This is a genomic window from Actinomadura sp. 9N407 (assembly GCF_044326315.1).
Classification (GTDB): Bacteria; Actinomycetota; Actinomycetes; order Streptosporangiales; family Streptosporangiaceae; genus Spirillospora.
This window is the reverse complement of sequence record NZ_JBIRAW010000006.1, coordinates 235,918-258,786: the sequence shown is the minus strand read 5'-3', so window position 1 is coordinate 258,786 and position 22,869 is coordinate 235,918. Positions and strand designations below refer to the sequence as shown.

Sequence of the window (22,869 nt, the reverse complement as noted above, 5' to 3'; positions counted from 1 at the left end):
CGAATCATGGAAGTGACCAGCCGGATCGAGGCCAGGCCCGAGTACCTGTCGTACGAGGCCGCCCTCGGCGCCCGCAAGCTCGTCGAGGAGATCATGCTCGTCAAGCCGGGCGAGGACGTGGTGATCACCGGGGACACCTCCACCGACGCGCGCGTCGTGGAGCTGACCGCGCAGGCGGTCGCGGCGGCCGGGGCCACCCCGACGGTCGTGTGGTACCCGACCCGCCCGTCCTCGGCGATGGAGCCGCCCGGCCCGGTCGCGGGCGCGGTGGCCAGGTCGCAGGTGTGGATCGAGTACGCGCTCGCCTACATCATGCATTCGGAGGCGTTCCGCGAGGCCATGGCGGGCGGTACCCGCTACGCCAACCTCACCGGCATGGACGTCCAGATGCTCGTCGACACCGTCGCCCGGGTCGACTTCCAGGGCACGATCGACCTCGGCCGCGCGCTGGTCGCGCTGCTGGAGAAGGCCGACGAGGTGCGCATCACCACCCCGGCGGGCACCGACCTGCGGGCCCGCAACGGCGGCCGGCCGATCAACCTGCGCGGCAAGCCGGCCGAGCGGCCCGGCGAGACGGTGATGCTGGCCGGCCAGATCTCCTGGAACCCGCTGGAGGAGACCCAGGAGGGCGTGCTGGTCTTCGACGGCGCCGTGTGGCCGCCCGGCGAGCTGGGCCTGCTGCGCTCGCCGATCCGGATGAACGTCTCCGAGGGCACCGTCACCTCCATCGAGGGCGACGGGACCGAGGCGATGGTCTTCCGCCGCTGGATGCAGGAGCAGGCCGACTCGGCCGCCGACGTGGAGCAGGGCCGCAACATGTACCGGATCGCGCACTGGTCGCTCGGGTTCAACCCCGGCGTCACCAAGCCGACCGGGCGGATCGTCGAGGACGAGCGCATCTTCGGCTGCGTCGAGCTCGGCCTCGGTACCAAGGGCGCCTGGATCGGCGGCGCCCCGTTCATCGCGCCCGCGCACACCGACGGCAGCATGCTCAACCCGAGCATCTACCTCGACGGTGAGCCGATCGAGCTGGAGGGCCGGTACGTGCATCCGGACCTGGTCGCGATCTGCCACCGGCTCGGGATCCCGGGCTACTGATGATCGTTGGAACGTTCCGGCAGCACGGGCTCGCCTACACCGACCATGTCATCGAGGTGCCGCTCGACCACGATCGTCCGGACGGCCCGCGCATCGAGGTGTTCGCCCGGGAGATCGTGACGGCGGCCAAGGCCGGGGCCGACCTGCCGCGCCTGCTGTTCCTGCAGGGCGGCCCGGGAGGCAAGGCCGTACGGCCGGCGTCCAAGAGCGGCTTCGTCGGACGGGCCCTGGACGACCACCGCGTCGTGCTGCTCGACCAGCGCGGCACGGGCCGTTCCACGCCCGCGAACCGGCAGTCCCTCGCCCGCCTCGGCGGGCCCGCCGAGCAGGCCGCCTACCTCGCGCACTTCCGCGCGGACTCCATCGTGCGGGACGCCGAGCTGCTCCGCCACGAGATCAACGGCGGCCGGCCCTGGACGACGCTCGGGCAGAGCTACGGCGGCTTCATCACGATGACGTACCTGTCGCTGGCCCCCGAGGGGCTGGAGCGGTCGTTCGTGACCGGCGGGCTGCCGACGCTCACCGGTACGGCCGACGACGTCTATCCCCTCACCTACGACCGGACGCTGGAGAAGAACGAGGCGTACTTCGCCCGCCATCCCGGCGACCGCGATCTCTGCGCGCGGATCGTCGAGCACCTGCGGGCCCGCGACGTACGGCTGCCCACGGGCGAACGGCTCAGCCCGCGCCGCTTCCAGGGCGCGGGCCTCGGGCTCGGCACCCGGTCCGGCTTCGACACGATGCACTTCCTCCTGGAAGAGGCGTTCGTGACGGGACCGGACGGCCCGGAGCTGTCGGACACGTTCCTGGCCGGCGTGAGCGGTGCCGTGAGCCTCGCGGCCCGTCCGCTGTACGCGCTGTTCCAGGAGCTCATCTACTGCCAGGGCGGGGCGTCCCGCTGGGCCGCCGAGCGCGTTCACCAGCGGCGGCCGGAGTTCGGGCTCGACGGGGACGTGCCGTTCTCGTTCACGGGCGAGACGTACTTCCCGTTCCACTTCGACGAGGACCCGGCGCTCGTCCCCCTGCGCGAGACCGCGCACCTGCTGGCCGACAAGGACGACTGGCCCCGCCTGTACGACCTCGAACGCCTCGCGCGCAACGAGGTGCCCACGTACGCGGCGGTCTACTACGACGACATGTTCGTCCCGCGCGAGTACTCGCTGGCGACGGCCGACGCCGTCCGGGGGCTGCGGCCGTGGATCACCAACGAGTACGAGCACGACGGGCTGAAGGAGGGCACGGCCGTACTCGACCACCTCTTCGCCATGGCCGAGGAGGATCGGTGCTAGGGCTCGTCACGATCGGCCAGTCGCCCCGGGACGACATGGTCCCGGAGATGCTGCCCCACCTGGGCGCGGGCCCGGCCTCGGTGATCGAACGCGGCGCCCTGGACGGCCTGTCCCGCGAGCGGATCGCGGAGCTGGCGCCGGCCGCCGGCGGGCACGTCCTGACCACCCGGCTCGCCGACGGCTCCTCGGTCGTCCTCGACCATGACCGGACGCTCGGGCTCGTCCAGGACGCCGTCGAGTGGCTCGAGGGCCAGGGCGTGGACGCGACCGTGATCGTGTGCACGGGCGAGTTCCCGCCGCTGCGCCACACCCGCCCGCTGCTGTTCGCCGAACGGCTGCTGACCAGCGGCGTCGCGGGCCTGTGCGATCCGGACGACCTGGTCGGGATCGTGTGCCCGCTCCCGGAGCAGGACGCGATGAGCCGTACCAAGTGGTCGAGGGTCGTGGGCGACACCGTCGTCGCCCCGGCCACCCCGTACGCAGTCGGAGCGGCCGAATCCGTGGCGCGGGCCGCGGCCTCGCTCGCCGACGGGGGCGCGCGGTGGATCGTCCTCGACTGCATGGGCTACACGGAAGCGATGCGCGAGGCGGCGGCGCGGGCGGCGGGCGTTCCCGTCCTGCTCGCCCGCTCGATCGTCGCCCGCCTCGCGGGGGAGATGCACCGATGACCTCCGGAACGAGCCCGTACCGACTACAGAAGGGGACATAGAGATGAGCTGGCCGCATGTGCTGGAGGCTTTCGACCTGCTGGACGATCCGGCGGTGAACGGTGCGGCGGTCGCCGATTTCCTGCGCCGCCATGGCGCCGAGGAGCCGGTCGTCACGCCCGTCACAGGCAACAAGGGGAGCACCGACTTCGTACGCGTCGTGATCCCCGGCTCCCGGGGCCGTTCGGCGGGCGGTGACGCGCCGACGCTGAGCGTGGTCGGGCGGCTCGGCGGCCTGGGCGCGCGGCCGGAGCAGATCGGGTTCGTGTCCGACGGGGACGGCGCGCTGACCGCCGTGACCGTCGCGGCCAAGCTCGCGCAGATGCGCCGGCGCGGCGACGTGCTGGACGGCGATGTCGTGATCGGCACGCACATCTGCCCGGACGCCCCGACCCAGCCGCACGACCCCGTCCCGTTCATGGACTCGCCCGTCGAGATCGAGGACATGAACGTGCACGAGGTCGACGCCACGGCCGACGCGATCCTGGCGGTCGACACGACCAAGGGCAACCGGGTCGTCAACCATGTCGGCTTCGCGATCTCGCCGACCGTCAAGGAGGGCTGGATCCTGCGGATCAGCGAGGACCTGCTGGCCGTCCAGCAGCGGGTCACCGGCCGCGCGCCGGTCGTGCTGCCGCTGGCGACGCAGGACATCACCCCGTACGGGAACGGCGTCCACCACGTGAACTCGATCCTGCAGCCGGCCACCGCGACGCGGGCCCCGGTCGTCGGCGTCGCGATCACGACCGAGGCGCCGGTGGCGGGCTCGGCCACCGGCGCGACGGACCTGCACAGCGTGGACGCCGCCGCCCGGTTCTGCGTCGAGGTCGCCAAGGACTTCGGCCGCGGCGCCCTGCGGTTCCACGACGCGGCCGAGTTCGAGCGGCTGGTCGCCCTCTACGGGCCGATGACGGCCCTGCAGACCCCCGGCAAGCGGGACTGACTCAGGGCGCGGCGTCGAACTCCGGCGCCGCGTCCAGCAGGTACGACAGGTCGGCGTCCGGCCCGATCTCGCGCGGATCCGTTCCGCGCGTGAAGAGCCGGGCGCCGGTCGTCCCGCCGAGCCGGGCCGCGCGCGCGCTCACCCGCAGCCACGCGCCCTCGCGCATGCCGAGGACCGGGACGTCGTTCTCCTCCAGGAACTCGGTGATGCGCTGCTCCCGGGTCTCGCCCATGTGCGTGCTGCCCGGCTGGACGTCCAGGAAGTGCGGGTTGATCTGGAACGGGACCAGCCCGAGCGCCTCGAACGAGTCCGGCTGCACGATCGGCATGTCGTTGGTCGTACGGATCGTCGGGCAGGCCATGTTCGTGCCCGCGCTCGACCCCATGTAGCGCAGCGTTCCGCCGTGTACCCGTTCCCGGATCACCTCGCGCAGGCCCGTACGCTCCAGCGCCGACAGCAGCCGGAACGAATTGCCGCCGCCGACGAAGACGGCCGCGGCGTCCCGTACGAGCTCCAGCGGATCGGCCGCCGTGTGCGCGCCGACCACCTCGATCCCCAGCGGCCGGAGCGCCTCGGCCACGGTCGCGGTGTAGCCGCCATGGTCCTGCAGCGCGTACGGGACGAAGACCAGCGGCTTCCCGCCGGGCAGGAACGCCCGGACCTCCTCCGCCGCGTGCTCCAGGAACGGCCGTCCATGGGTACGCGAATTCGACAACAGCAAAAGCTCCATACGGCAATTCAACCCTGCCGCCGGAGACCGTCCGCTGGCGGCCTCAGCTGCGAAGCTTCGGCATGACCTCGGCGGCGAACAGCTCCATCGTCCGGGCCACCTCGGCGTCCGGCAGGCCGCCGATGTCGAAGACCGAGAGGTGGACGTCGGGCCGCAGCAGCTCGCCGATGGCCAGCAGCCGCTCGGACACCTCGGCGGGGCTGCCGCAGATCGCCGGCCCGTCGACCAGCCGGTCGAAGTCGATCTTCATCTCGACGCCCCGGATCCGGTTCGCCCAGTCCGCGTACGACACCAGGTGGGGCCGCCAGTCCGACGTGGCGCCCTGGCTCGTCGGCTTGACGTGCAGGTGGCTGCAGCAGCCCACGAGGGCCTGGTCGGCCTTTCCGGACGAGGCCATGATCTCCCGGTAGAGCGTGACGAGGCCGGCGTAGTCCTCGGGGCGGCGGAAGATGCTGGGCAGCATCAGCGGCATGCCCTTCTCGGCCACGCGCCGTACCGACTCCTCGCTCATGCCGCTGCCCATCCACATCCGCGGCGGCGTACGGGTCGGGCGGGGCTGCACGGTGACCGCGTCCAGCGGGCCGCGGAACCGGCCCGACCAGGTGACCGGCTGGTCGCCGGACCACAGAGCGGTCAGCAGGGCGAGCTTCTCGTCGAGGGTGGCGTGCGCCTCGCCGGGATCCTGGCCGAACGCCGCGTAGTGGTCGGGCGAGATGCCGCGCCCGATCACCATCTCCATCCGGCCCCCCGACAGCAGGTCCAGCGTGGCGAAGTCCTCGGCGACCCGTACCGGGTCGAGCATCGGCAGCAGCGTCACCGCCGAGGACAGCCGGATCCGGCTGGTGCGCTCGGCGATCGCCGCCAGCACGACCGGCGGCGCCGAGACGATGTAGTCGTTGAAGTGGTGCTCGCCGATCGCGGCCATGCCGAATCCGAGCTCCTCGGCTCGGACCCCGCTCTCCACGATCGCGCGGAGGCGGTCGGCCTGCGACACCCTCCGCCCGTCCCGGGGGTCGGGGAGGTGATCTCCCAGGCTGAGGATTCCCAGTTCCACGCTGTCTCCGATCGCAGGGGTATGGTGCCGAACTAGAACTGATGTTAGTTTCAGTTTTATTCCCGGTCAAGCGCTAGCGAAGGAACGCCGATGACGAATCCCACGGGCACGCGACAGGGGCGGTCCGCCCCGCCGGCCGAGGGCGGTGTCGACCCCCGGGCGTTCCGCGACGTCCTCGCCGGCTTCGCCTCCGGGGTGGTCCTGGTCAGCGGCATGGCGGACGAGGGGCCGGTGGGCTTCACCTGCCAGGCGTTCACCTCGCTGTCGGTCGACCCGCCGCTGGTCGCCTTCTGCCCGTCCAGTACCTCCGTGAGCTGGGGACGGATCCGCCCGGCCGGTGCGTTCTGCGTCAACGTCCTGGCCGACCATCAGCAGGAGTTGAGCGCCGTCTTCGCGCAGCGCAGGGACGACAAGTTCGACCACGTAACCTGGCGCCACGGTGCGACCGGCGCCCCGGTGATCGACGGCGCCGTGGCGCACATCGACTGCGAGATCGAGGAGATCCATGCCGGTGGCGACCACGAGATCGTCGTCGGCCGGGTGGTGGACCTGGCGCGCGACCGCGACCGTACGCCGCTGCTGTACTTCGGCGGCCGCTACGGAACGCTGATCGGCGGCCGCTGAGGTCTTGCCAGGTTACTGAAACTGAACTTAGCATCAGGAACCTCGGAGGGCCGCGGCGGCCGCGGGCGCGACCACGCACCGCACCGCCTCTGTGAAGCAGGGATGGATGGAATGACCATGCAGGAGAACGACGGTGTGCCCGGCCGATCCATCGACGACGCCGTCCGCGAGCACGCGGCCACCCGGCCGGACGCCCTCGCGGTGTCCGGCCCGGCGCTCACCCTGACCTGGCGCGAGCTGGACGAGGCCGCCGACCGGGCCGCGGGCCACCTGGCCCGGAACGGCGTCGGCCCGGGGGACAGGGTCGGCTGGCTGGGCCACAACGACATCGGCTTCCCGGTGATCCTGCTCGGTGCCTGGCGCCGCAGGGCCGCGCTGGTCGGGCTCAACTGGCGCCAGCCCGTCGCGGACCTGCGGGCCGCCGCCGAGACGATCGGCCTGAAGCACCTCGTGGCCGGTCCCGAGCTCGCCGACACCGCGCGCGGGATCGTGGCACCGGACGCGGTCTCCGTGATCGACCAGACGGCGGTCCCCTGGCCGGACGTCCCGGCCGCGGAGCCGCTCGTCCCGAGCCCCGGCGACGAGGGGATCATCTACTTCACGTCGGGGACGACCGGTGCGCCCAAGTCGGTACCGCTGACCCGCCGGGCGGTGGACGCCACCATCCCGTACGCGGACGTGCACCACTTCAGCACCGAGTCCCGGATGCTGATCGTCCCGCCCACGTTCCACGCGGCGGGGGCGACCTGGACGCAGTACGGGCTGGCGGCCGGCGCGACGATGGTCTACAGCACCGCAGCCGCCCCGCCCGCCCTGGTCCGGGCGTTCGCCGAGCACGAGATCACCCATGCCGTCCTGGTCCCGACGCTGATCCGCGCCATGGTCGACCAGCTCAGGGCCGAGCCGGTGGCGCTGCCCCGGCTCGAGCACATCGGCTACGGTGCCTCGTCGATCACGCAGACGCTGCTGGCCGAGGCGCTGGAGACGCTCGGCTGCGAGTTCTGCCAGGTCTACGGCATGACCGAGGCCGGCGGCGGGGTCTGCTTCCTGACCTCCGACGACCACCAACTAAACGGTGAGCACACCGGCAGGCTCGCCTCCGCCGGACGGCCCGGCGCGGGCGTCGACCTCAGCGTCCGGGACGTGGCGACCGGTGCCGAGGTGCCGCAGGGCACTCCGGGCGAGCTGTGGTTCCGGGCGCCCAGCATGACCGAGGGCTACCTGAACGGTGGTGACGCCGCCCGGCCCGCGCTGGTCGGCGGCTGGCTCAACACCCACGACGTCGGGTACGTCGACCCCGACGGCTACGTGTTCGTCCAGGGCCGGTCGGACGACATGATCGTGACCGGGGGCGAGAACGTCCATCCGGCCGAGGTGGAGAACGTGATCGCCCGGTTGCCGGAGGTCCTGGAGTGCGCGGTCTACGCCGTCCCGGACGAGCGGTGGGGGCAGCGGGTGTGCGCCTCGGTGGTGCTGCGGGATCCGGACGGCCTCACCGTCGACGCCATGACGGAGCACTGCCGGGCGCATCTGGCCGGGTACAAGGTGCCGAAGCTGATCAGGATCGTCGCCGGCCTGCCGCGTACCGCCACCGGGAAGATCCTCCGGCCGCAGCTCGTCAAGGAGGCCGCCGAGGCCGCTGAGACGACTGCCGCCGGGACGGGCGCTGACGCCTGAGCTCGGCTCGTGCGGGCTCCGGCTCAGGCCGGGGCCCGCGGCCGGTCAGTTCTGGGGCGCGCGGTCGTGGTAGACGGTGCGGTACCAGAGTGTGCTGAGCGTCTCGATCGCCGTCTCGTCGTCGGGGGCCGCGACGTCCGTGTCGCCGCCCGCCGCCAGCCACACCCAGCAGAACGACTCCAGCATCGCCACTATCGCCGAGGCGAGCACCTCCTGGTCGAGGCCGATGCGGTAGCCCGAGCGCTCCGCGTTCTTGATCCCCGACAGCACGGAGCGGATCCCGGCGGCGCGGACCGCCCGCCATCGCTCGGCGAACGCCTCGTCCGTCATGGACATCTGGAAGAGGCCGACCATCTCCGCGAGGTACTTGCGGTAGCCGAACCAGTACGCCCGGACGGCGCCGCGGATGCTCTCCATCAGGTCGTCGCTCTGGCTGCTGAACGAGGCCTCCAGGACCTCGCCCGAGAACCGCTCGAGCAGCGCCTCCAGGAGCTGCTCCTTGTTCTCGTAGTAGTTGTAGAGCGACCCGGGGGACTTGCCCGCGGCCTTCGCGATGTCGGAGATCTTGGCGTTGAAGTAGCCCTTCTCCGCGAAGACCTGCCGCGCGGCGTCCAGGAACGCCGCCTCCGTGCGGTGGCCCTTCGGCGTCGATGGCATCGGAGGCGTCCCCCGTCTCTTCTCAGGATGGATCCGGCCGCGCGTGCGTGGCGGGCGGGTCACAGCTTAGAGGCTCGGCCGCCGGCTTGACCGCGCCCGCGCCCGTTGACTAAAACTGAATTTAGCATCAGAATTGTGTTCGGTTCCAGTGTTCGGTTCCAGTGCACGGCGTGACGGCCGTCCGATCGGAGGGATGCACGATGGCGATGATGACCAGGGCGGGCTACCTGGCCTCGCTCAGCGACGGCAGGCGGGTCTTCGCCGACGGCGAGGAGATCAAGGACCTCGCGGACCATCCGCAGTTCGCCACCGCGCTCGAGCTGGTGGGCGAGGGGTACGAGCGGCACTACCGGCCGGGGGACGACGCCTGCGGGCCGTACTTCGCGATCCCGCACAGCAGCGCGGACATGAAGGGGCTCCTGGAGACGCTGCTCGGCTGGGACATGGTCACGGTGACGACGTCCCAGGGCCTGCTCGCGCTGCTCACGGCGGCGACCCGGATGCGGTCCGCCAGCGCGGTGTACGCCGATCGCATCGAGGCGTACTTCGCGTACTGCAGGGACAACGACCTGCGCTGCGTGCAGGCGATCACCGATGCCAAGGGGAACCGGACGCTCCCGCCGACCGGGCAGGACGACCCCGACCTGTACACCCGGATCGTCGAGCGCCGGCCGGACGGCATCGTCATCCGGGGCGCCAAGCTGCACATCTCCTCGGCCGCGGTCAGCCACGAGCTGGTCGTGATGCCGACCAAGAAGATGAAGCCGGGCGAGGAGGACTGGGCGGTCGCCTGCGCCATCCCGGTGAACGCCCCGGGCGTACGGATCGTCAACACCAACTACGCACCGCGCGACCGCGTCCAGGACTTCCCGGTCAGCTCCCTGCACAACATGCCCGAGGGCTTCATCATCCTCGATGACGTGTTCGTTCCGAACGAGCGCGTGTTCCTGGCGGGCGAGACCGAGCACTCGGCGACGTTCGCCCACGCCCTCGGGCTGTGGGAGCGCCTGGGCGGCACCGCGCACCTGGCCGAGTACGGCGACACGCTCGTGGGCCTGGCGCAGCTCATCGCCGAGGCGAACGGGACCCAGCGGGTCTCGCACATCCGCGAGAAGATCGCCGAGATGGTGATCTACGCCACCCTCGTCCGGGCCGGGCTGGAGGCGGCGATCGCCAACGCCGAGCCGAGCCCGGAGGGCTGGTACTTCCCCAGCGAGCTGTACACCAACGCCGCCAAGCACTACGGCGCGGCCGAGTTCAGCCTGATGATCCGGCACCTGCACGACATCGGCGGCGGCTCCATCGTCACCGCGCCGTCGATCGCCGACCTGGAGAACGAGGAGATCGGTCCCGACATCCGCAAGTACATGCGGACCATGGACGGCATCGACGGCGAGTACCGCACCCGGCTGTTCCACGCGATCCGCGACTTCACCGCCGACGCGTACGGCGGCTGGCAGCTCGTCACCATGCTGCAGTCCGGCGGCGGGCTCTTCGCCCAGCGCCTCGTCGCCCGCAAGCACTATCCGATGGACCAGGCCAAGGAGCTCGCGCTCAAGCTGGCCGGGCTCTCGAAGGGCTGACGGCCGATGCCGAGCAACGAGAACGTTCCGTCCCTCTCGCCGGACGCCTTCCGCGACGAGGCCGAGCGGTTCCTGCGGTCGATCGCCGGCGAGTTCGCCGGTGCGGCAGGCGGCGCCGGTCAGGACCCGCCGTCCGACCGCATCGCCGCCGTCGAGGAGTTGGGGGAGGGGTACGACCAGCAGTTCAAGCGGGCCAGGGAGCTGCAGGCCCGGCTGTTCGACGCCGGGCTGGCCTGGCCGAGCGGCCCGTCCGACCTCGGCGGGCGCGGGCTGAGCCGCGAGCACGACCAGGTCCTGGACGATCTGCTCGCCGAGCTGGACCTGCCCTCCCGGGAGGTGCTGTTCGTCGGGCTGCGGATCGTCGCGCCCGCCGTCGACGCGCACGGCGGCCCCGAACTCCGCAAGCGGACGCTGCCCGCGCTGCACCGCGCGGACCTCATCGGCTGCCAGCTGTTCTCGGAGCCGGGCGCCGGTTCCGACCTCGCGGGCGTCACCACCCGGGCCGTCCGGGACGGCGACGACTGGATCCTCACCGGCCAGAAGGTGTGGACCTCGATCGCCCACCTGGCCGATGTGGGGGAGGCGCTCGTACGCACCGATCCCGGGACGTCCCGGCACGGCGGCCTGACGATGTTCCTGGTCGACATGCACGCGCCGGGCGTGACCGTACGGCCCATCCGGCAGATGACCGGCGGGGTCGCGTTCAACGAGGTCTTCCTCGACGGCGTCCGCGTCCCCGACGCCCACCGCATCGGCGCGGTCGGCGACGGCTGGCGGGTCGCGGGCACCAGCCTGGGCAGCGAGCGCAACTTCATGATCGGCGACGACGGCCCGGTCAGCCCGTACGTGCTGGAACGGCTGACCGCCATGGTCGGCCGGCTGGACACGGCCGCCGACCCGGTGCTCCGGCAGGAGATCGCCCGGGCCGTGGCCGCGATCGTCGCGATGCGGGCCTCGGCCGACCTGCCGGACGGCTCGTGGGGGCACCGGCTGGAGCCGGTGTCGGGCTCGGTGCTCAAGATGCTGATGACCAGGGCCGTGGACGGGATCGCGGCGCTGGCGGGCGAGGCGCTCGGCGAGCGCGCGTTCACCGACCGCGGCGAGCGCGACACGTTCGCCTGGTCGGAGTTCGTGCTGGGCGCTCCGGCGCTGCACATCGCGGGCGGTACCGACGAGATCCAGCTCAACATCATCGCCCAGCGCGGCCTCGGCCTGCCCCGCCCGCCCAAGCCCGCGACGCAGCCGGCCGCGACGTAACCGCCCGCGACGTCATCCGAACGAAGGACGAGCAGTGGAATCTTTCATCCAGCTGCGCAGGGGGAACACACCTCGGCAGGTTCATCGCGATCTCGACGGACTCAAGGACGACGAGATGGGGCGGGCCGGGTTCACCGGACGTACCGCCCACTTCTACCGCCGCAACGACCCGACCGCGTACCGCGTCGAGGGCTCCCTGCGCACCCTGGACGTCCCGACCGGTGCCCTGGAGCCCACCGATCTGCACGACCCGTCCGGCGGGCCGCTGCTGATGTTCAGCAACGAGGACTGCCGCATCTCGCTCAGCCGGCGGCGGGCGGCGGCGCCGTTCTACGAGCGCAACATCGACGGCGACGAGCTCTACTTCGTGCATCGCGGGCAGGGCCACTTCGAGACCGAGTTCGGCCGGATGCCCTACCGCCCCGGCGACTACGTCTACCTGCCCAAGTCGACGACGTACCGGCAGGTCCCCGAGGAGGACGGGCACCTGCTCGTCATCGAGGCGCGGGAGGAGTTCCGCGTCCCCGAGGCGGGCCCGCTCGGCCGGTTCTTCCCGTTCGACTCCTCGCTCGTCGTCGTCCCGGAGGCCGAGGCGTTCGAGGAGCCCCGGCAGGAGGAGTACGAGGTCCGGCTCCGGCACGAGGGCGGCCGGACGTCGATCTTCTACCCGCACCATCCGCTGGACGCCGAGGGCTGGAAGGGCGACAACGTCCCGTTCACCTTCAACATCGACGACTACGACGTGATCACGTCCAACGACGTCCACCTGCCGCCGACGGTGCACCTGTTCATGCAGGCCACCGGCGTGTACGTGCTGAACTTCCTGCCGCGTCCGGTCGAAGGCCGCGCGGGCGCCGAGCGGATGCCCTGGTACCACCGCAACGTCGACTACGACGAGATCGCGTTCTACCACGGCGGCAGCGTGTTCGGCATCGACATGCCCGAGGGCCTGATCTCGCACGCCCCGCAGGGCCTGCACCACGGCATCCCCGAGCGCGCCCGCGAGCGGTCCCGGCGCCGGCACGACGTCGACACCCGAGTCGAATGGAAGATCATCGCGATCGATCTGCGGCGGCGCCTGACGCCCAGCGACGCGCTGCTGTCCCTGACCCAGAACGAGGCGAACCCCGAGGTGCAGAAATGACCGCCGCCGACCGCCACGAGTACGAGCGCATCCCCTACCTGATCGTGTTCGACGACCGCGCCGCCTTCCGCGACACCTACGGCGGCGTCGGCGAGAGCGTCGTCCTGGAGAGCTACCTGCTCAAGCCCCAGGGCGTGCCGTCCGACACGGTCACCATCTTCATGCACCCCATCGGCGGCGGCGCGTACCTGCCGATGACCAACGCCCTGCCCAGGGCCGGGCACCACGTCATCTACTGCAACAGCCGGTACCGCGGTGTCGACAACGCGCTCATCATGGAGAAGGTCGTCCAGGACCTCGGTGCCTGCGTACGGGACGCGCGCGAGCGGCTCGGGTACAAGAACGTGATTCTGGCGGGCTGGAGCGGCGGCGGCTCGCTGTCGCTGTACTACCAGCAGCAGGCGCAGGCGCCGACCGTCACCTGCAGCCCGGCGGGCGAGCCGCCGGACCTGACCGCGCTGGACCTGCAGCCCGCCGACGGCGTCATGCTGCTGGCCGCGCACATCAGCCGGCACGGCACGTTCACCGAATGGCTGGACGCCTCCATCCTGGACGAGAACGACCCGGAGCGGCGCGACCCCGAGCTGGACCTGTACGACCCGGAGAACCCCAACCAGCCGCCGTACACCGAGGAGTTCCTGCAGCGGTACCGGGCGGCGCAGATCGCCCGCAACCGGAAGATCACGGCCCGGGTCAAGGAGACCCTGGAGGGCCTGCGGTCCTCCGGCCGGACGCTGGAGGAGCGGGCGTTCGTCACCCACGGCACGATGGCGGACCCGCGCTGGCTCGACCCCGCCGTGGACCCCAACGACCGGGCCCCGGGCACCTGCTACCTCGGCGACCCCAAGGTGGTGAACATGAGCCCGGTCGGCCTCGCCCGCTTCTCCACCCTGCGCAGCTGGCTGTCGCAGTGGAGTTACGACGACGCGCACGGCGACGGCCTGCGCTGCGCCGCCGACCTGAAGGTCCCCACGCTGGTCATCGGCAACTCCGCCGACGACGCCTGCACCCCGAGCCACACCAACCGCCTGTACGAGGCGGTCGGGCACGAGGACCGGACGATGCACACCGTCCAGGGCGCCAACCACTACTACGTGGGCCGGAGCCAGCGCCCGCAGCTCGCCGAGGCCGTCGGCACGATCACCGGCTGGCTGGCCGAACGCGGCTGGGCGGGTTCGCTGTGACCGGAACGGACCTGCTGAGTCCCGACGAGGTCAGGGAGGCGCTGCGCGCGTACTTCGCGGCCAACCCGGGACTGGACGAGGCGCGCCTGCTCCGCGACGCCGACCCCGCGCTCGACGAGGCCGGGTTCGACCGCAAGCGCTGGAACGATCTCGCCGGCGAGGTCGGACTGGTCGCGATGGCCGCGCCCGAGGCGGCCGGCGGCCTGGGGCTCGGCCTCGCGCACGTGATCGCGGCGGCCGAAGAAGCGGGCGCGTGCCTGTATCCGGGGCCGCTGCGCGCCTCGGTGCTCGCCGCCCGGGCGCTGGGCGACGGCGACGCTCACGCGGAGAGCATCCTGGCGGGCGCCGCGATCGTCGGCATGCCGCAGGGGTTCGCCTCGCACGAGCCCCACCTGACCCTGACCTCGGACGGCCGCGTGTCCGGTGTGGTCGAGAGCGTGACCCACGGACTGGTCGCGGACGTCCTGCTCGCTGTGGCCCGTACACCCGACGGTCCCGCCGCCGTGCTCGTCTCGCTCGACGGCGGTACCGGCGGGGTCACCCGGCGGCCGGTCAGGGCCACCGACCTCACAGCCCGGCTGGGCGACCTCCATCTCGACGCGGTCCCCGCGACCGTGGCGGCGCCGCCGGGCGCGGTCGCGGAGATGGGCGACGCCGCCCGGCTGCTGCTGGCGGCCGAGCAGGTCGGCGGTGCCCAGGGCTGCCTCGGCCACGCGGTCGGGTACGCGAACGTCCGCAGCCAGTTCGGCCAGCTCATCGGCACGTACCAGGCGATCCAGCACCGCTGCGCCGAGGTCGCGGTCGCCGTCGCCGCCGCGCGGTCGCTCGTGCTCGCGGCGGCCAAGGCGATCGACTCGGGTGACGCCGAGAACGCGCACCGGCTCGTCCTGCTGGCCAAGGCCGAGGCGTCCGAGGCGTTCGCCGCAGCCGCCGAGGCCCTCGTCCAGGTGCACGGCGGCATCGGCTTCACCTGGGAGCACGACGCCCATTTGTATTTCCGGCGGGCGAAGGCGACCGCCGTCCTCGACGGGCGGCCGTCGCAGCTGCGGGACGCCGCCGTGGTCGCCGGATGCCTCGCACTGATCACCCCTGCGGGGGCTTTGATGGAGGTCGGTTCATGAGCGATCGCTTCGCCCTGGACGGCCGGGTGGCCGTCGTCACCGGTGCCTCCAGCGGCATCGGCCGGCACATGTGCGGCGTGCTGGCGGACGCGGGCGCCACGGTCGTCGCCACCGCCCGCCGCGCGTCCCGCCTCGAAGAGCTGGCCAAGGGCAACGACCGGATCGTCGCCGAAGCCTGCGACGTCACCGCCACCGAGGACTGCGAACGCGTCATCGCACGCGCGGTCGCGCTCGGCGGTCCGGACATCCTGGTCAACGCGGCGGGCTTCGGCGATCCGGTGCCCGCGTTCGAGGTACGGATGGAGGACTTCCGGCGCACGCTCGACGTGGACCTGACCGCCACGTTCGAGCTGAGCGTCCTGGCGGCCAAGGCGATGCGCGGCCGGGGCGGCGCCATCGTCAACCTCGCCTCGATCTTCGGGCTGTCCGGCTCGTGGCCGATCGCGCAGGCCGCGTACGTCGCCGCGAAGGGCGGGGTCGTCAACCTCACCCGCCAGCTCGGCGCCGAGTGGGCGGGCGAGGGCATCCGGGTCAACGCCATCGCGCCGGGCTGGTTCCCCAGCGAGCTCACCGAGGAGATGTTCGCCGACGAGCGTTCGGTGCGCTACATCCAGCGCAACACGCCGATGCGCCGTACGGGCAGGCTGGAGGAGCTCGACGGCGTCCTGCTGCTCCTTTCCGGGGACGCGGGGTCGTTCATCACCGGCCAGACGATCGCCGTGGACGGCGGCTGGACGGCCCGCTGAACCGGGCGTTCAGGACGAGACGGCGCACCGGCCCCGGTCGGCGCGGCGCGGGCCCTCGGCCGTGGGACGGATGTCGAAGTCGAAGATGGCGGTGGGCAGGTAGAGGGAGCAGCAGGCGTTGGGGATGTCGACCACGCCGCTGACCCGTCCCTCGATCGGGGCGGCTCCCAGCAGCAGGTACGCCTGCTCACCGCTGTACCCGAACTTCTTCAGGTACTCGATCGCGTTCAGGCAGGCGTTCCGGTACGCCATCGTGGCGTCGTTGTAGTGGTTGGTGTCGCTCTCGTGGTCGACCGAGATGCCGATGAACGACATGAACTCGGTGTAGCGCGGCTCCACGTTCCCCGGCATGAAGACCGGGTTCGTCGTGACGCCGTACTTCTCCATCCCGCCCTTGATGACGTCGACGTGCAGGTCGATGAACCCGCCCATCTCGATGGCGCCGCAGAACGTGATCTCGCCGTCGCCCTGGCTGAAGTGCAGGTCGCCGCCCGACAGCAGCGCACCGGGGACGTGTACGGGATAGAACACGCGGGCGCCCCGGGTGAAGTTCTTGATGTCGTGGTTGCCGCCGTTCTCGCGGGCCGGAACCGTACGGGCCCCGTCGCGCGCGACGGCGTCGAGCGCGGAGCCGGTCAGGGAGCCCGCGAGCACGCCGTCGGGCTCGGGCGGCAGGGCCAGCGGCGGTACGCGATCGGGCTCGGTGGCGATCAGGGCCCGCTCGCGCGCGTTCCAGCGTCCCAGCAGTTCGGCGGACGGGGCCGTACCGAACAGGCCGGGGTGCGTGATGCCGGTGAAGCGGACGCCGGGGATGTGGCGCGACGTGGCGACCTGGCCGTGGAAGTCCCAGATGGCCTTGTACGCGTCGGGATAGCGGTCGGTGAGGAAGCCGCCGCCGTTCTGCTTGGCGAAGACGCCGGTGTAGCCCCAGCCCTGGCCCGCGATCCCGCCGGTCTGCTGCGGTACGGGACCGAGGTCGAGGATGTCGACGATCAGCAGGTCGCCGGGCTCGGCGCCCTCGACCGCGATCGGGCCGCTCAGCATGTGGGTGACGTTGAGGTTCACGTCGCGCACATCGTTGGCCGAGTCGTTGTCGCCGATCTGGCCGTCGGTCCACTCCCGGCACTCGATCCGGATCTCCGAGCCGGGCCGTACGGTGATCGCCGGCGGGATGTCGGGGTGCCACCGGTTGTGCCCGGGGGCCTTCTGGTCGCGCATCGACTGCGCCTGGTCCACGCTGAACACGACATCGGGCATGGCTTCCTCCGGATGGCTCGGCAGAGCGGTCGTCAGGGACGGGGCAGCAGGGCGTGCCTGGGGTCGGCCGGCGGTTTCGGCCGGGCCATGGGCTCGCGGCGGACCACCTCGGGTTCGTGGGCGCTGGCCTCCTGGGCGCGGAGGGCGCGCGAGAGGGGCCGCGACGTACGGGCCAGCAGTGGTGGGGTGAAGACGCGGGCGGCCGGATCACCGCAGTCCGCGCAGGGTTCGGCGGGCTCGGCCGTACCGATCGGCCGTGAGATCTCGAAGGGGCCGCATCCGGCGCAGCGGTACTGGTAGGTCGCCACCAGGACACCTCCATTGCTTCCGTGCGAAACTATTCCGCCAGAAACTAAGAGTCAACCGTCAGGGCAGCCGATCCGACATCCGGGTGAGCAGGACCCGCAGCAGCGCGAGTTCCTCCTTGCCCACCGCGTCCCGTACCCGGCCCCACTCGTCCTCGATGGCGGCGGTCAGCCGGTCCAGTGCCTCGCGGCCGTGCTCGGACAGGAAGACCAGCACCCGGCGCCGGTCGGCGTCGTCCACCCGCCGGTACACCAGGCCCGCCGACACCAGGCGGTCCACGACCTTGGTCAGGGTCGGCGCCGGCAGCAGCGCGAACTCGGCGACCTCGGTCATCGTGTGCCCGGCCCCGTCGGCGAGCAGCGAGGTCACCCGCCACTCCTCGACGGTCGCGCCCGCCGCCTTCAGCGCCGCGCCGAGCCGTGCGGCGATGCCGCGTTCCACCAGGGTCAGGACGCGGGGGAGGTCGAGTTCATCCTGCGGGATACCGGTCGTAGTCATCGCGAGACCCAAGATTACCGCCTTCGGGAAATATTTCCGTAGCAGGTATCGGATAGCGTCCTCACCATGGACGACGTGAACGTCGCCCTGGTGGTGCCACTTCAGGGACCCGCGGGACTCTTCGGGCCCTCCGCCGAGCTGTGCGCCCGGCTCGCGGTGGAAGAGGTCAACGCCGAGGCCGGCGTGCTCGGCCGCGCGCTCCGGCTGACGCTCGTGGACGGTGGCGCGCCGCCCGCGCGAGTGGCCGACCAGGTCGGAGCCCTGGTCGCCTCGGGCACCGTGCAGGCCGTCACCGGCTGGCACATCTCGGCCGTACGGCAGGTCCTGGCCCCCCGCGTCGCGGGCCGCGTCCCGTACGTCTACACCGCGCTGTACGAGGGCGGCGAACGCTCGCCCGGGGTGTTCCTCACCGGCGAGACGCCCGAGCGCCAGCTCCGTCCCGCGCTCCGCTGGCTCGCCTCCGAGCTCGGCGTCCGCCGCTGGACGATCGTGGGCGACGACTACGTCTGGCCGCGCACGTCCGCCCGCGCCGTCCGTACCTTCCTGGACGAGCAGGGCGCGACGCTGTGCGACGAGATCTACGTGCGGCTCGGCACGCAGGACTTCGCCGAGCCGCTGCGCAGGATCGACGCCAGCGGCTGCGACGGCGTCCTCATGCTGCTGGTCGGCGACGACGCGGTCGCGTTCAACCGCGCGTTCGGGGCCGCCGGCCTGGAGCACCTGCGCTTCAGCCCGCTGATGGACGAGAACATGCTGCTGGCCACGGGCGCCGAGGGCACCCGCGGGCTGTTCGCCGCGGCCGGCTACTTCGAGACGCTGCCGACCGAGGACGGACTGGACTTCGGTGCCCGCTACCACCGCCGCTTCGGCCCGCAGGCACCGACGCTGAACAGCATGGGCGAGTCCTGCTACGAAGGACTGCGGCTGCTCACCGAGCTGCTGAGCCGCAGCGGCGGCCTGGACGTCCGCAGGATGAACGCGGTCTCCGAGGGCCTCGGCTACGACGGCCCGCGCGGTCCCGTCGAGGTACGGGACCGGCACCTGCGGCAGAAGGTGTTCCTCGCCGCCGCCGACGGGCTGCAGTTCGACGTGCTGCACCAGCTGGAGCTTGACCATTGATTCCCAGCGAAATACTTTCAGGGGAAAATAACTAGGGGGAGCCACATGGCCATGACCTTCGAGCTGGGCGACTTCGTCCTGCAGGGCGGCGCGACGCTGCGCGGAGCCCAGCTGACGTACGAGACCTACGGCGACCTCGCGCCCGACAAGGGCAACGCGATCGTCTACCCCACCTGGTACTCCGGCCGGCATCCGGACAACGAGTGGCTCATCGGCGAAGGCATGGCGCTGGACCCGGCCCGCTACTTCATCATCGTGCCGAACATGCTCGGCAACGGCCTGTCCAGCTCGCCCAGCAACACCCCGCCGCCGTACGACCGCGGCCGCTTCCCGAACGTCACCATGTACGACAACGTCGAGGCCCAGTACCGGCTCGTCACCGAGCACTTCGGCATCGAGCGGCTGCCGCTGGTGACCGGCTGGTCGATGGGCGCCGGCCAGACCTACCAGTGGGCCGTCAGCCACCCCGAGATGGTCGAACGCATCGCCCCGTTCTGCGGCTCCTCGCACACCAGCGTCCACAACCAGGTCTTCCTGGAGGGCGTGAGAGCGGCCCTCACCGCAGACGCCGCGTACGACAACGGCTGGTACGACACGCCGCCCACCCGCGGCCTACGTGCGGCCGCCCGCGTCTACGCCGGATGGGGCTTCTCCCAGGCGTTCTACTGGGACCGCCTCTACGAACGCCTCGGGTTCAGCTCCCTGGAAGACTTCCTCGTCGGCTTCTGGGAGGGCTTCTTCCTGGACGACCGCGACGCCAACAACCTGCTCACCATGCTGTGGACATGGCAGAACGCCGACGTGGGCCGTACTCCCGGATTCAACGGCGACACCACCGCCGCCCTCGCCTCCATCAAGGCCCGCGCGCTGGTCATGCCCGCCGAGAAGGACCTCTACTTCCCGCCCGAGGACGAGGCGTGGGCCGTCCGGCACGTCCCGGACGCCGAACTCCGCGTGATCCCCGGCGTGTGGGGCCACTTCGCCGGCCATGGCAGCAACCCCGAGGACACCGCGTTCATCGACGCCGCGCTCCGCGAACACCTCGCCCGCTGAGTGCTCGTACTCACCCGGGACGAGTAGCCGGACTCAGGCCACGAGGCTGTGGCGCTTGGACGATGGACGCATCGTCCCCTGACAGGAGCCCGGCCCATGTTCCGAAACCTGCTCGCCATCGGCCTGTTCGCCGCCGCCGTCGGCGCGGTCGTCCTGATATTCGTGGCGGACGTCCCGCTCTCGGACGTCCTCTCCTTCGGCGCCGGCGCGCTCAGCCTCGCCTGGCTGATCCTGCTGCTCACCGTTCCGTGGAACGTCTACTTCCAGGCACGCCAGGTGATCCAGGAGATCGGGATCAGCCGGGACCGGGGCCTGGAGATCCCCACGGAGCGCGAGGCCGAGGCCCGCACGATCGCCGGGCGGATGCGCGCGGCGGCCATCGGCGCGCACCTGGTCTCCGCGGCCGTGATGGCCGTGATCACCTACTTCTCCGGTGCGGCGGTCGGGTACTACTTCGTCGGCTTCTACCTGCTCAGCACGTTCTTCCGGCCCGCGCACGCGTGGTTCGTCCATCTGCGCCGGCGGCTCGGCACGATGCTGCGCGAAACCAGGTACCCCCGTGACGACGTCCTCGATCTGGTGGATCGGATGCGCTTCCTGGAGGGGCATGTCGAGGCGATGCGGCTCACCACCGAGCAGCTGCACGGAGCCGATCTGACCCTGGAACGGCGCCTGGAGTCCGTCGACCACGACGCCGACCGGAAGGGCACCGAACTCAACCGCCGGATCGACGCGCTGGCCCGCAAGTCCGACCTGATCGGACGGCGCTTCGAGGACACCATCGCGCGGGTCACCGACAACCAGGAGGTCATCACCGGCATCAAGGCCTTCCTCCGCCTCCTGCGTACTGAGCCCCTCTAACCTCCGTGTCAGCCGATGTAGCGGAAGCCGGTGTTGCCTGACGAGCTGTCCGGGGAATTGCTCGTACGGGCCGCTACGCGGTAGCGGTTGCAGTACGACTTGTGGCACAGGTAGGAGCCGCCGCGCAGGGCTTTGCCCTCGGCCCACGAATCGGCGCACCATTCCCAGACGTTGCCGACCATGTTGTAGAGGCCGTATCCGTTGGGCTCGAACTCGGTGACCGGGGCCGTTCCCTTGTAGCCGTCTTCGGCGGTGTTGCGGGTGGGGAAGGTCCCCTGCCATATGTTGCACATGTGCCGGCCGTCGGGGGTGAGGTCGTCACCCCACGGATAGCTCTTTCCCGCCAGGCCACCGCGCGCGGCGTACTCCCACTCGGTTTCCGTGGGGAGGCGTGCGCCGGCCCAGTGGCAGAACGCCTCGGCGTCGTTCCAGGAGACGTGGACGGCGGGATGGTCGCCGCGATCGTCGAGTGTTGACCCTGGTCCTTCCGGATAGCGCCACCACGCGTCGCGTACGGCGCACCACCAGGGCGTTCCGTCGGGGCGGGGCGACACCCGGCGGAGAGGGCCTGGCAGGAAACCGGCGAAGACGTACGACCAGCCGAACTTCTCCGCGTCGGTACGGTATCCCGTCGCTTCGATGAAGGCCGCGAATTCGTCGTTGGTCACGGCGTACGCCGAAATGGCGAACGGGGCGACGGCGGACTGCCGTACGGGGCCTTCACCGTCGCCTGGGTTGGCGTCGCGGTCCTCGTTGCCCATGAGGAACGAGCCTCCGGGGATCCGCACGAGGGTGTCGTTCACCGACCCGGTGGCAGGGGGCAAAGGATGTGGCGTGCCTGTCGGCGAGGGCTCTCCGGTACGGGACGGGGCGCAGCAGGGCCGTTCCTCGGTCACAGCCGGCCCAGGTCGTCCGCGATGGCGTGCAGGCTCTCGCGGCTGAGGACGCCCACCGCCAGGTCGGCGATCTCCAGGAGGGAGAACGGCATCGCCTCGGGCAGGAGCGGGCTGTCCATGAGCGCTCCGAGATGCTCGCGGAGTACCGCTTCGGCGGCGGGTTCGGCGAGGAGGGCCTGCAGGGGCGTGGTCACGCCGAGGCGGGACGCGGGGAACTCGGCCGCGGTGAGCGGCGGCCGTTCGGCGGCGAGCACCTGGTCCCACTGCTTCCGTACGAGCAGATGCGCGGAGGTCACCGGGCCCTCGGGCGGCAGACCGAGCCGCTCGTACTGCTCGGGCGGCGCGTGGTCGGCGCGCATGAGATCGGTCATGAGGGCGACCATACGCAACTCGAGCGCGTCGTCGATCAGGGGCTTCCGCTGTTCGGGATCGTTCGCGAGGTCGTAGAGCAGCGTGCCGAACGCATAGGGGTCGGTGTACGAGAAACCGGGAATGCGCAAGGGCGCGACGCCCTTGCTGAAGGGGAACGCTGTTGCCGGCGTTGATCAGGGCGAACGGGACGGTGGCGAGGAGGAAGCCGCCCAGTGCCCAGACGCGCCGGCGGCCGAAGCGGGTCCGCGTCCGGTCGCAGGCCATCCCGGCGATCGGCACGCAGACCACCACGACGAGGGCGTTCTGGATCAGCAGGTACGACAGTACGCCGACCTTCTGGTCCGGCTCGATGTGCTTGATGAGGTGCGGCGTCATGAACTGCGGCGGCAGCGGAATGACCAGCCAGTAGCCGAACCAGGCGAGCCCGTACGACAGCAGCCGGCGCCGCCCGACCGGACCGGGCTCGCGGGCGTCGCCGGTCACGTCCGGATCCCCGGCCGTTCCGAGCCGCCCGGTCACGCCGCCGCCTCGGGGCGGCCGGGCGGTACCGGAGCGGAACGGCGAGGGGGACGTCTGGAGGGCGTGGGGGAAGAGATATCACCGATTCCAGCAAAAGTGAACAAGGCTCATGTTGGCCGGGAGGAGCCGCCGCTTGACAGCGGTGGTGAGGAGCGGCGAAGCTCTAACATGTGA

General features: G+C 71.3%; 24 protein-coding genes. 16 read left to right on the top strand and 8 right to left on the bottom strand.

What is annotated here, in order from left to right:
- The first annotated feature begins 6 nt into the window (after positions 1-6).
- From ACH34Q_RS12425 to ACH34Q_RS12410, 4 genes are read left to right on the top strand one after another with little or no spacing between them, the layout of a single operon-like run.
- Positions 7-1,098 (top strand): hypothetical protein, encoded by a 1,092-nt coding sequence (locus ACH34Q_RS12425; RefSeq protein ID WP_395983001.1) that lies wholly within the window; start codon positions 7-9, stop codon positions 1,096-1,098.
- Complete coding sequence (locus ACH34Q_RS12420) at positions 1,098-2,387, top strand: alpha/beta fold hydrolase (protein ID WP_395983000.1); 1,290 nt, start codon at positions 1,098-1,100, stop codon at positions 2,385-2,387. Before ACH34Q_RS12425 ends, ACH34Q_RS12420 begins: the two co-directional genes overlap by 1 nt.
- The gene (locus tag ACH34Q_RS12415) at positions 2,381-3,055 is read left to right on the top strand and encodes an AroM family protein (RefSeq protein WP_395982999.1); all 675 of its coding nucleotides are present in this window, start codon (positions 2,381-2,383) and stop codon (positions 3,053-3,055) included. The genes ACH34Q_RS12420 and ACH34Q_RS12415 overlap by 7 nt, the downstream gene beginning before the upstream one ends.
- Positions 3,056-3,098: 43 nt before the next feature.
- Positions 3,099-4,037: a DUF1177 domain-containing protein gene (locus ACH34Q_RS12410; RefSeq protein WP_395982998.1), complete on the top strand. Its 939-nt coding sequence runs from the start codon at positions 3,099-3,101 to the stop codon at positions 4,035-4,037.
- A gap of 1 nt (position 4,038) precedes the next feature.
- Here ACH34Q_RS12410 and pepE read toward each other — a convergent pair whose 3' ends face one another.
- Together pepE and ACH34Q_RS12400 are read right to left on the bottom strand one after the other, a co-directional pair.
- The gene (gene pepE / locus ACH34Q_RS12405; protein WP_395982997.1) at positions 4,039-4,767 is read right to left on the bottom strand and encodes a dipeptidase PepE; all 729 of its coding nucleotides are present in this window, start codon (positions 4,765-4,767) and stop codon (positions 4,039-4,041) included.
- Positions 4,768-4,810: 43 nt separating this feature from the next.
- Positions 4,811-5,821: an LLM class flavin-dependent oxidoreductase gene (locus tag ACH34Q_RS12400; protein ID WP_395982996.1), complete on the bottom strand. Its 1,011-nt coding sequence runs from the start codon at positions 5,819-5,821 to the stop codon at positions 4,811-4,813.
- 90 nt (positions 5,822-5,911) lie between these two features.
- On the opposite strand from ACH34Q_RS12400, the gene ACH34Q_RS12395 reads away from it, so the two are divergent.
- The gene (locus tag ACH34Q_RS12395; RefSeq protein ID WP_395982995.1) at positions 5,912-6,445 is read left to right on the top strand and encodes a flavin reductase family protein; all 534 of its coding nucleotides are present in this window, start codon (positions 5,912-5,914) and stop codon (positions 6,443-6,445) included.
- A 111-nt stretch (positions 6,446-6,556) separates the two neighbouring features.
- On the top strand, positions 6,557-8,122 hold the full coding sequence (locus ACH34Q_RS12390; RefSeq protein ID WP_395982993.1) for a class I adenylate-forming enzyme family protein: 1,566 nt from the start codon (positions 6,557-6,559) through the stop codon (positions 8,120-8,122).
- A gap of 45 nt (positions 8,123-8,167) precedes the next feature.
- Here ACH34Q_RS12390 and ACH34Q_RS12385 read toward each other — a convergent pair whose 3' ends face one another.
- The gene (locus tag ACH34Q_RS12385) at positions 8,168-8,779 is read right to left on the bottom strand and encodes a TetR/AcrR family transcriptional regulator (RefSeq protein ID WP_395982992.1); all 612 of its coding nucleotides are present in this window, start codon (positions 8,777-8,779) and stop codon (positions 8,168-8,170) included.
- Between the two features lie 200 nt (positions 8,780-8,979).
- Here ACH34Q_RS12385 and ACH34Q_RS12380 point away from each other — a divergent pair, with 200 nt between their 5' ends.
- Genes ACH34Q_RS12380 through ACH34Q_RS12355 form a run of 6 tightly spaced genes read left to right on the top strand, consistent with a single transcriptional unit; the run spans position 8,980 to position 15,814 of the window.
- Entirely contained in the window at positions 8,980-10,362 is a 1,383-nt protein-coding gene (locus ACH34Q_RS12380) for a 4-hydroxyphenylacetate 3-hydroxylase N-terminal domain-containing protein (RefSeq protein ID WP_395982991.1), read from the top strand.
- Between the two features lie 6 nt (positions 10,363-10,368).
- Positions 10,369-11,619 (top strand): acyl-CoA dehydrogenase family protein, encoded by a 1,251-nt coding sequence (locus ACH34Q_RS12375; protein ID WP_395982990.1) that lies wholly within the window; start codon positions 10,369-10,371, stop codon positions 11,617-11,619.
- A gap of 34 nt (positions 11,620-11,653) precedes the next feature.
- Complete coding sequence (locus ACH34Q_RS12370) at positions 11,654-12,763, top strand: homogentisate 1,2-dioxygenase (RefSeq protein WP_395982989.1); 1,110 nt, start codon at positions 11,654-11,656, stop codon at positions 12,761-12,763.
- Entirely contained in the window at positions 12,760-13,947 is a 1,188-nt protein-coding gene (locus tag ACH34Q_RS12365) for an alpha/beta hydrolase family protein (protein WP_395982988.1), read from the top strand. Before ACH34Q_RS12370 ends, ACH34Q_RS12365 begins: the two co-directional genes overlap by 4 nt.
- Positions 13,944-15,068, top strand: coding sequence for an acyl-CoA dehydrogenase family protein (locus ACH34Q_RS12360; protein ID WP_395982987.1), 1,125 nt, complete (start codon positions 13,944-13,946; stop codon positions 15,066-15,068). Before ACH34Q_RS12365 ends, ACH34Q_RS12360 begins: the two co-directional genes overlap by 4 nt.
- Positions 15,065-15,814, top strand: coding sequence for an SDR family NAD(P)-dependent oxidoreductase (locus ACH34Q_RS12355; protein ID WP_395982986.1), 750 nt, complete (start codon positions 15,065-15,067; stop codon positions 15,812-15,814). Before ACH34Q_RS12360 ends, ACH34Q_RS12355 begins: the two co-directional genes overlap by 4 nt.
- Before the next feature lie 9 nt (positions 15,815-15,823).
- On the opposite strand, the gene fmdA is transcribed toward ACH34Q_RS12355, so the two are convergent.
- From fmdA to ACH34Q_RS12340, 3 genes are read right to left on the bottom strand one after another with little or no spacing between them, the layout of a single operon-like run.
- On the bottom strand, positions 15,824-17,071 hold the full coding sequence (gene fmdA / locus ACH34Q_RS12350; protein ID WP_395982985.1) for a formamidase: 1,248 nt from the start codon (positions 17,069-17,071) through the stop codon (positions 15,824-15,826).
- Between the two features lie 32 nt (positions 17,072-17,103).
- A complete protein-coding gene (locus ACH34Q_RS12345) occupies positions 17,104-17,379 on the bottom strand; it encodes an FmdB family zinc ribbon protein (RefSeq protein WP_395982984.1) in 276 nt (91 codons plus the stop codon).
- A gap of 58 nt (positions 17,380-17,437) precedes the next feature.
- Positions 17,438-17,875, bottom strand: coding sequence for a MarR family winged helix-turn-helix transcriptional regulator (locus ACH34Q_RS12340; protein ID WP_395982983.1), 438 nt, complete (start codon positions 17,873-17,875; stop codon positions 17,438-17,440).
- Between the two features lie 66 nt (positions 17,876-17,941).
- On the opposite strand from ACH34Q_RS12340, the gene ACH34Q_RS12335 reads away from it, so the two are divergent.
- From ACH34Q_RS12335 to ACH34Q_RS12325, 3 genes are all read left to right on the top strand, one after another.
- The gene (locus tag ACH34Q_RS12335; RefSeq protein WP_395982982.1) at positions 17,942-18,994 is read left to right on the top strand and encodes a substrate-binding domain-containing protein; all 1,053 of its coding nucleotides are present in this window, start codon (positions 17,942-17,944) and stop codon (positions 18,992-18,994) included.
- Positions 18,995-19,039: 45 nt separating this feature from the next.
- On the top strand, positions 19,040-20,047 hold the full coding sequence (locus ACH34Q_RS12330) for an alpha/beta fold hydrolase (RefSeq protein WP_395982981.1): 1,008 nt from the start codon (positions 19,040-19,042) through the stop codon (positions 20,045-20,047).
- A 96-nt stretch (positions 20,048-20,143) separates the two neighbouring features.
- Complete coding sequence (locus tag ACH34Q_RS12325) at positions 20,144-20,908, top strand: hypothetical protein (RefSeq protein WP_395982980.1); 765 nt, start codon at positions 20,144-20,146, stop codon at positions 20,906-20,908.
- 8 nt (positions 20,909-20,916) lie between these two features.
- Here the strand turns inward: ACH34Q_RS12325 and ACH34Q_RS12320 are convergent, their stop codons facing one another.
- Positions 20,917-21,669, bottom strand: a complete 753-nt coding sequence (locus ACH34Q_RS12320; protein WP_395983071.1) for a formylglycine-generating enzyme family protein — start codon at positions 21,667-21,669, stop codon at positions 20,917-20,919.
- Between the two features lie 131 nt (positions 21,670-21,800).
- Positions 21,801-22,304, bottom strand: a complete 504-nt coding sequence (locus tag ACH34Q_RS12315; RefSeq protein ID WP_395982979.1) for a hypothetical protein — start codon at positions 22,302-22,304, stop codon at positions 21,801-21,803.
- Between ACH34Q_RS12315 and ACH34Q_RS12310 the strand changes: the two genes are divergently transcribed.
- Entirely contained in the window at positions 22,297-22,869 is a 573-nt protein-coding gene (locus tag ACH34Q_RS12310; RefSeq protein WP_395982978.1) for a hypothetical protein, read from the top strand. The genes ACH34Q_RS12315 and ACH34Q_RS12310 overlap by 8 nt on opposite strands.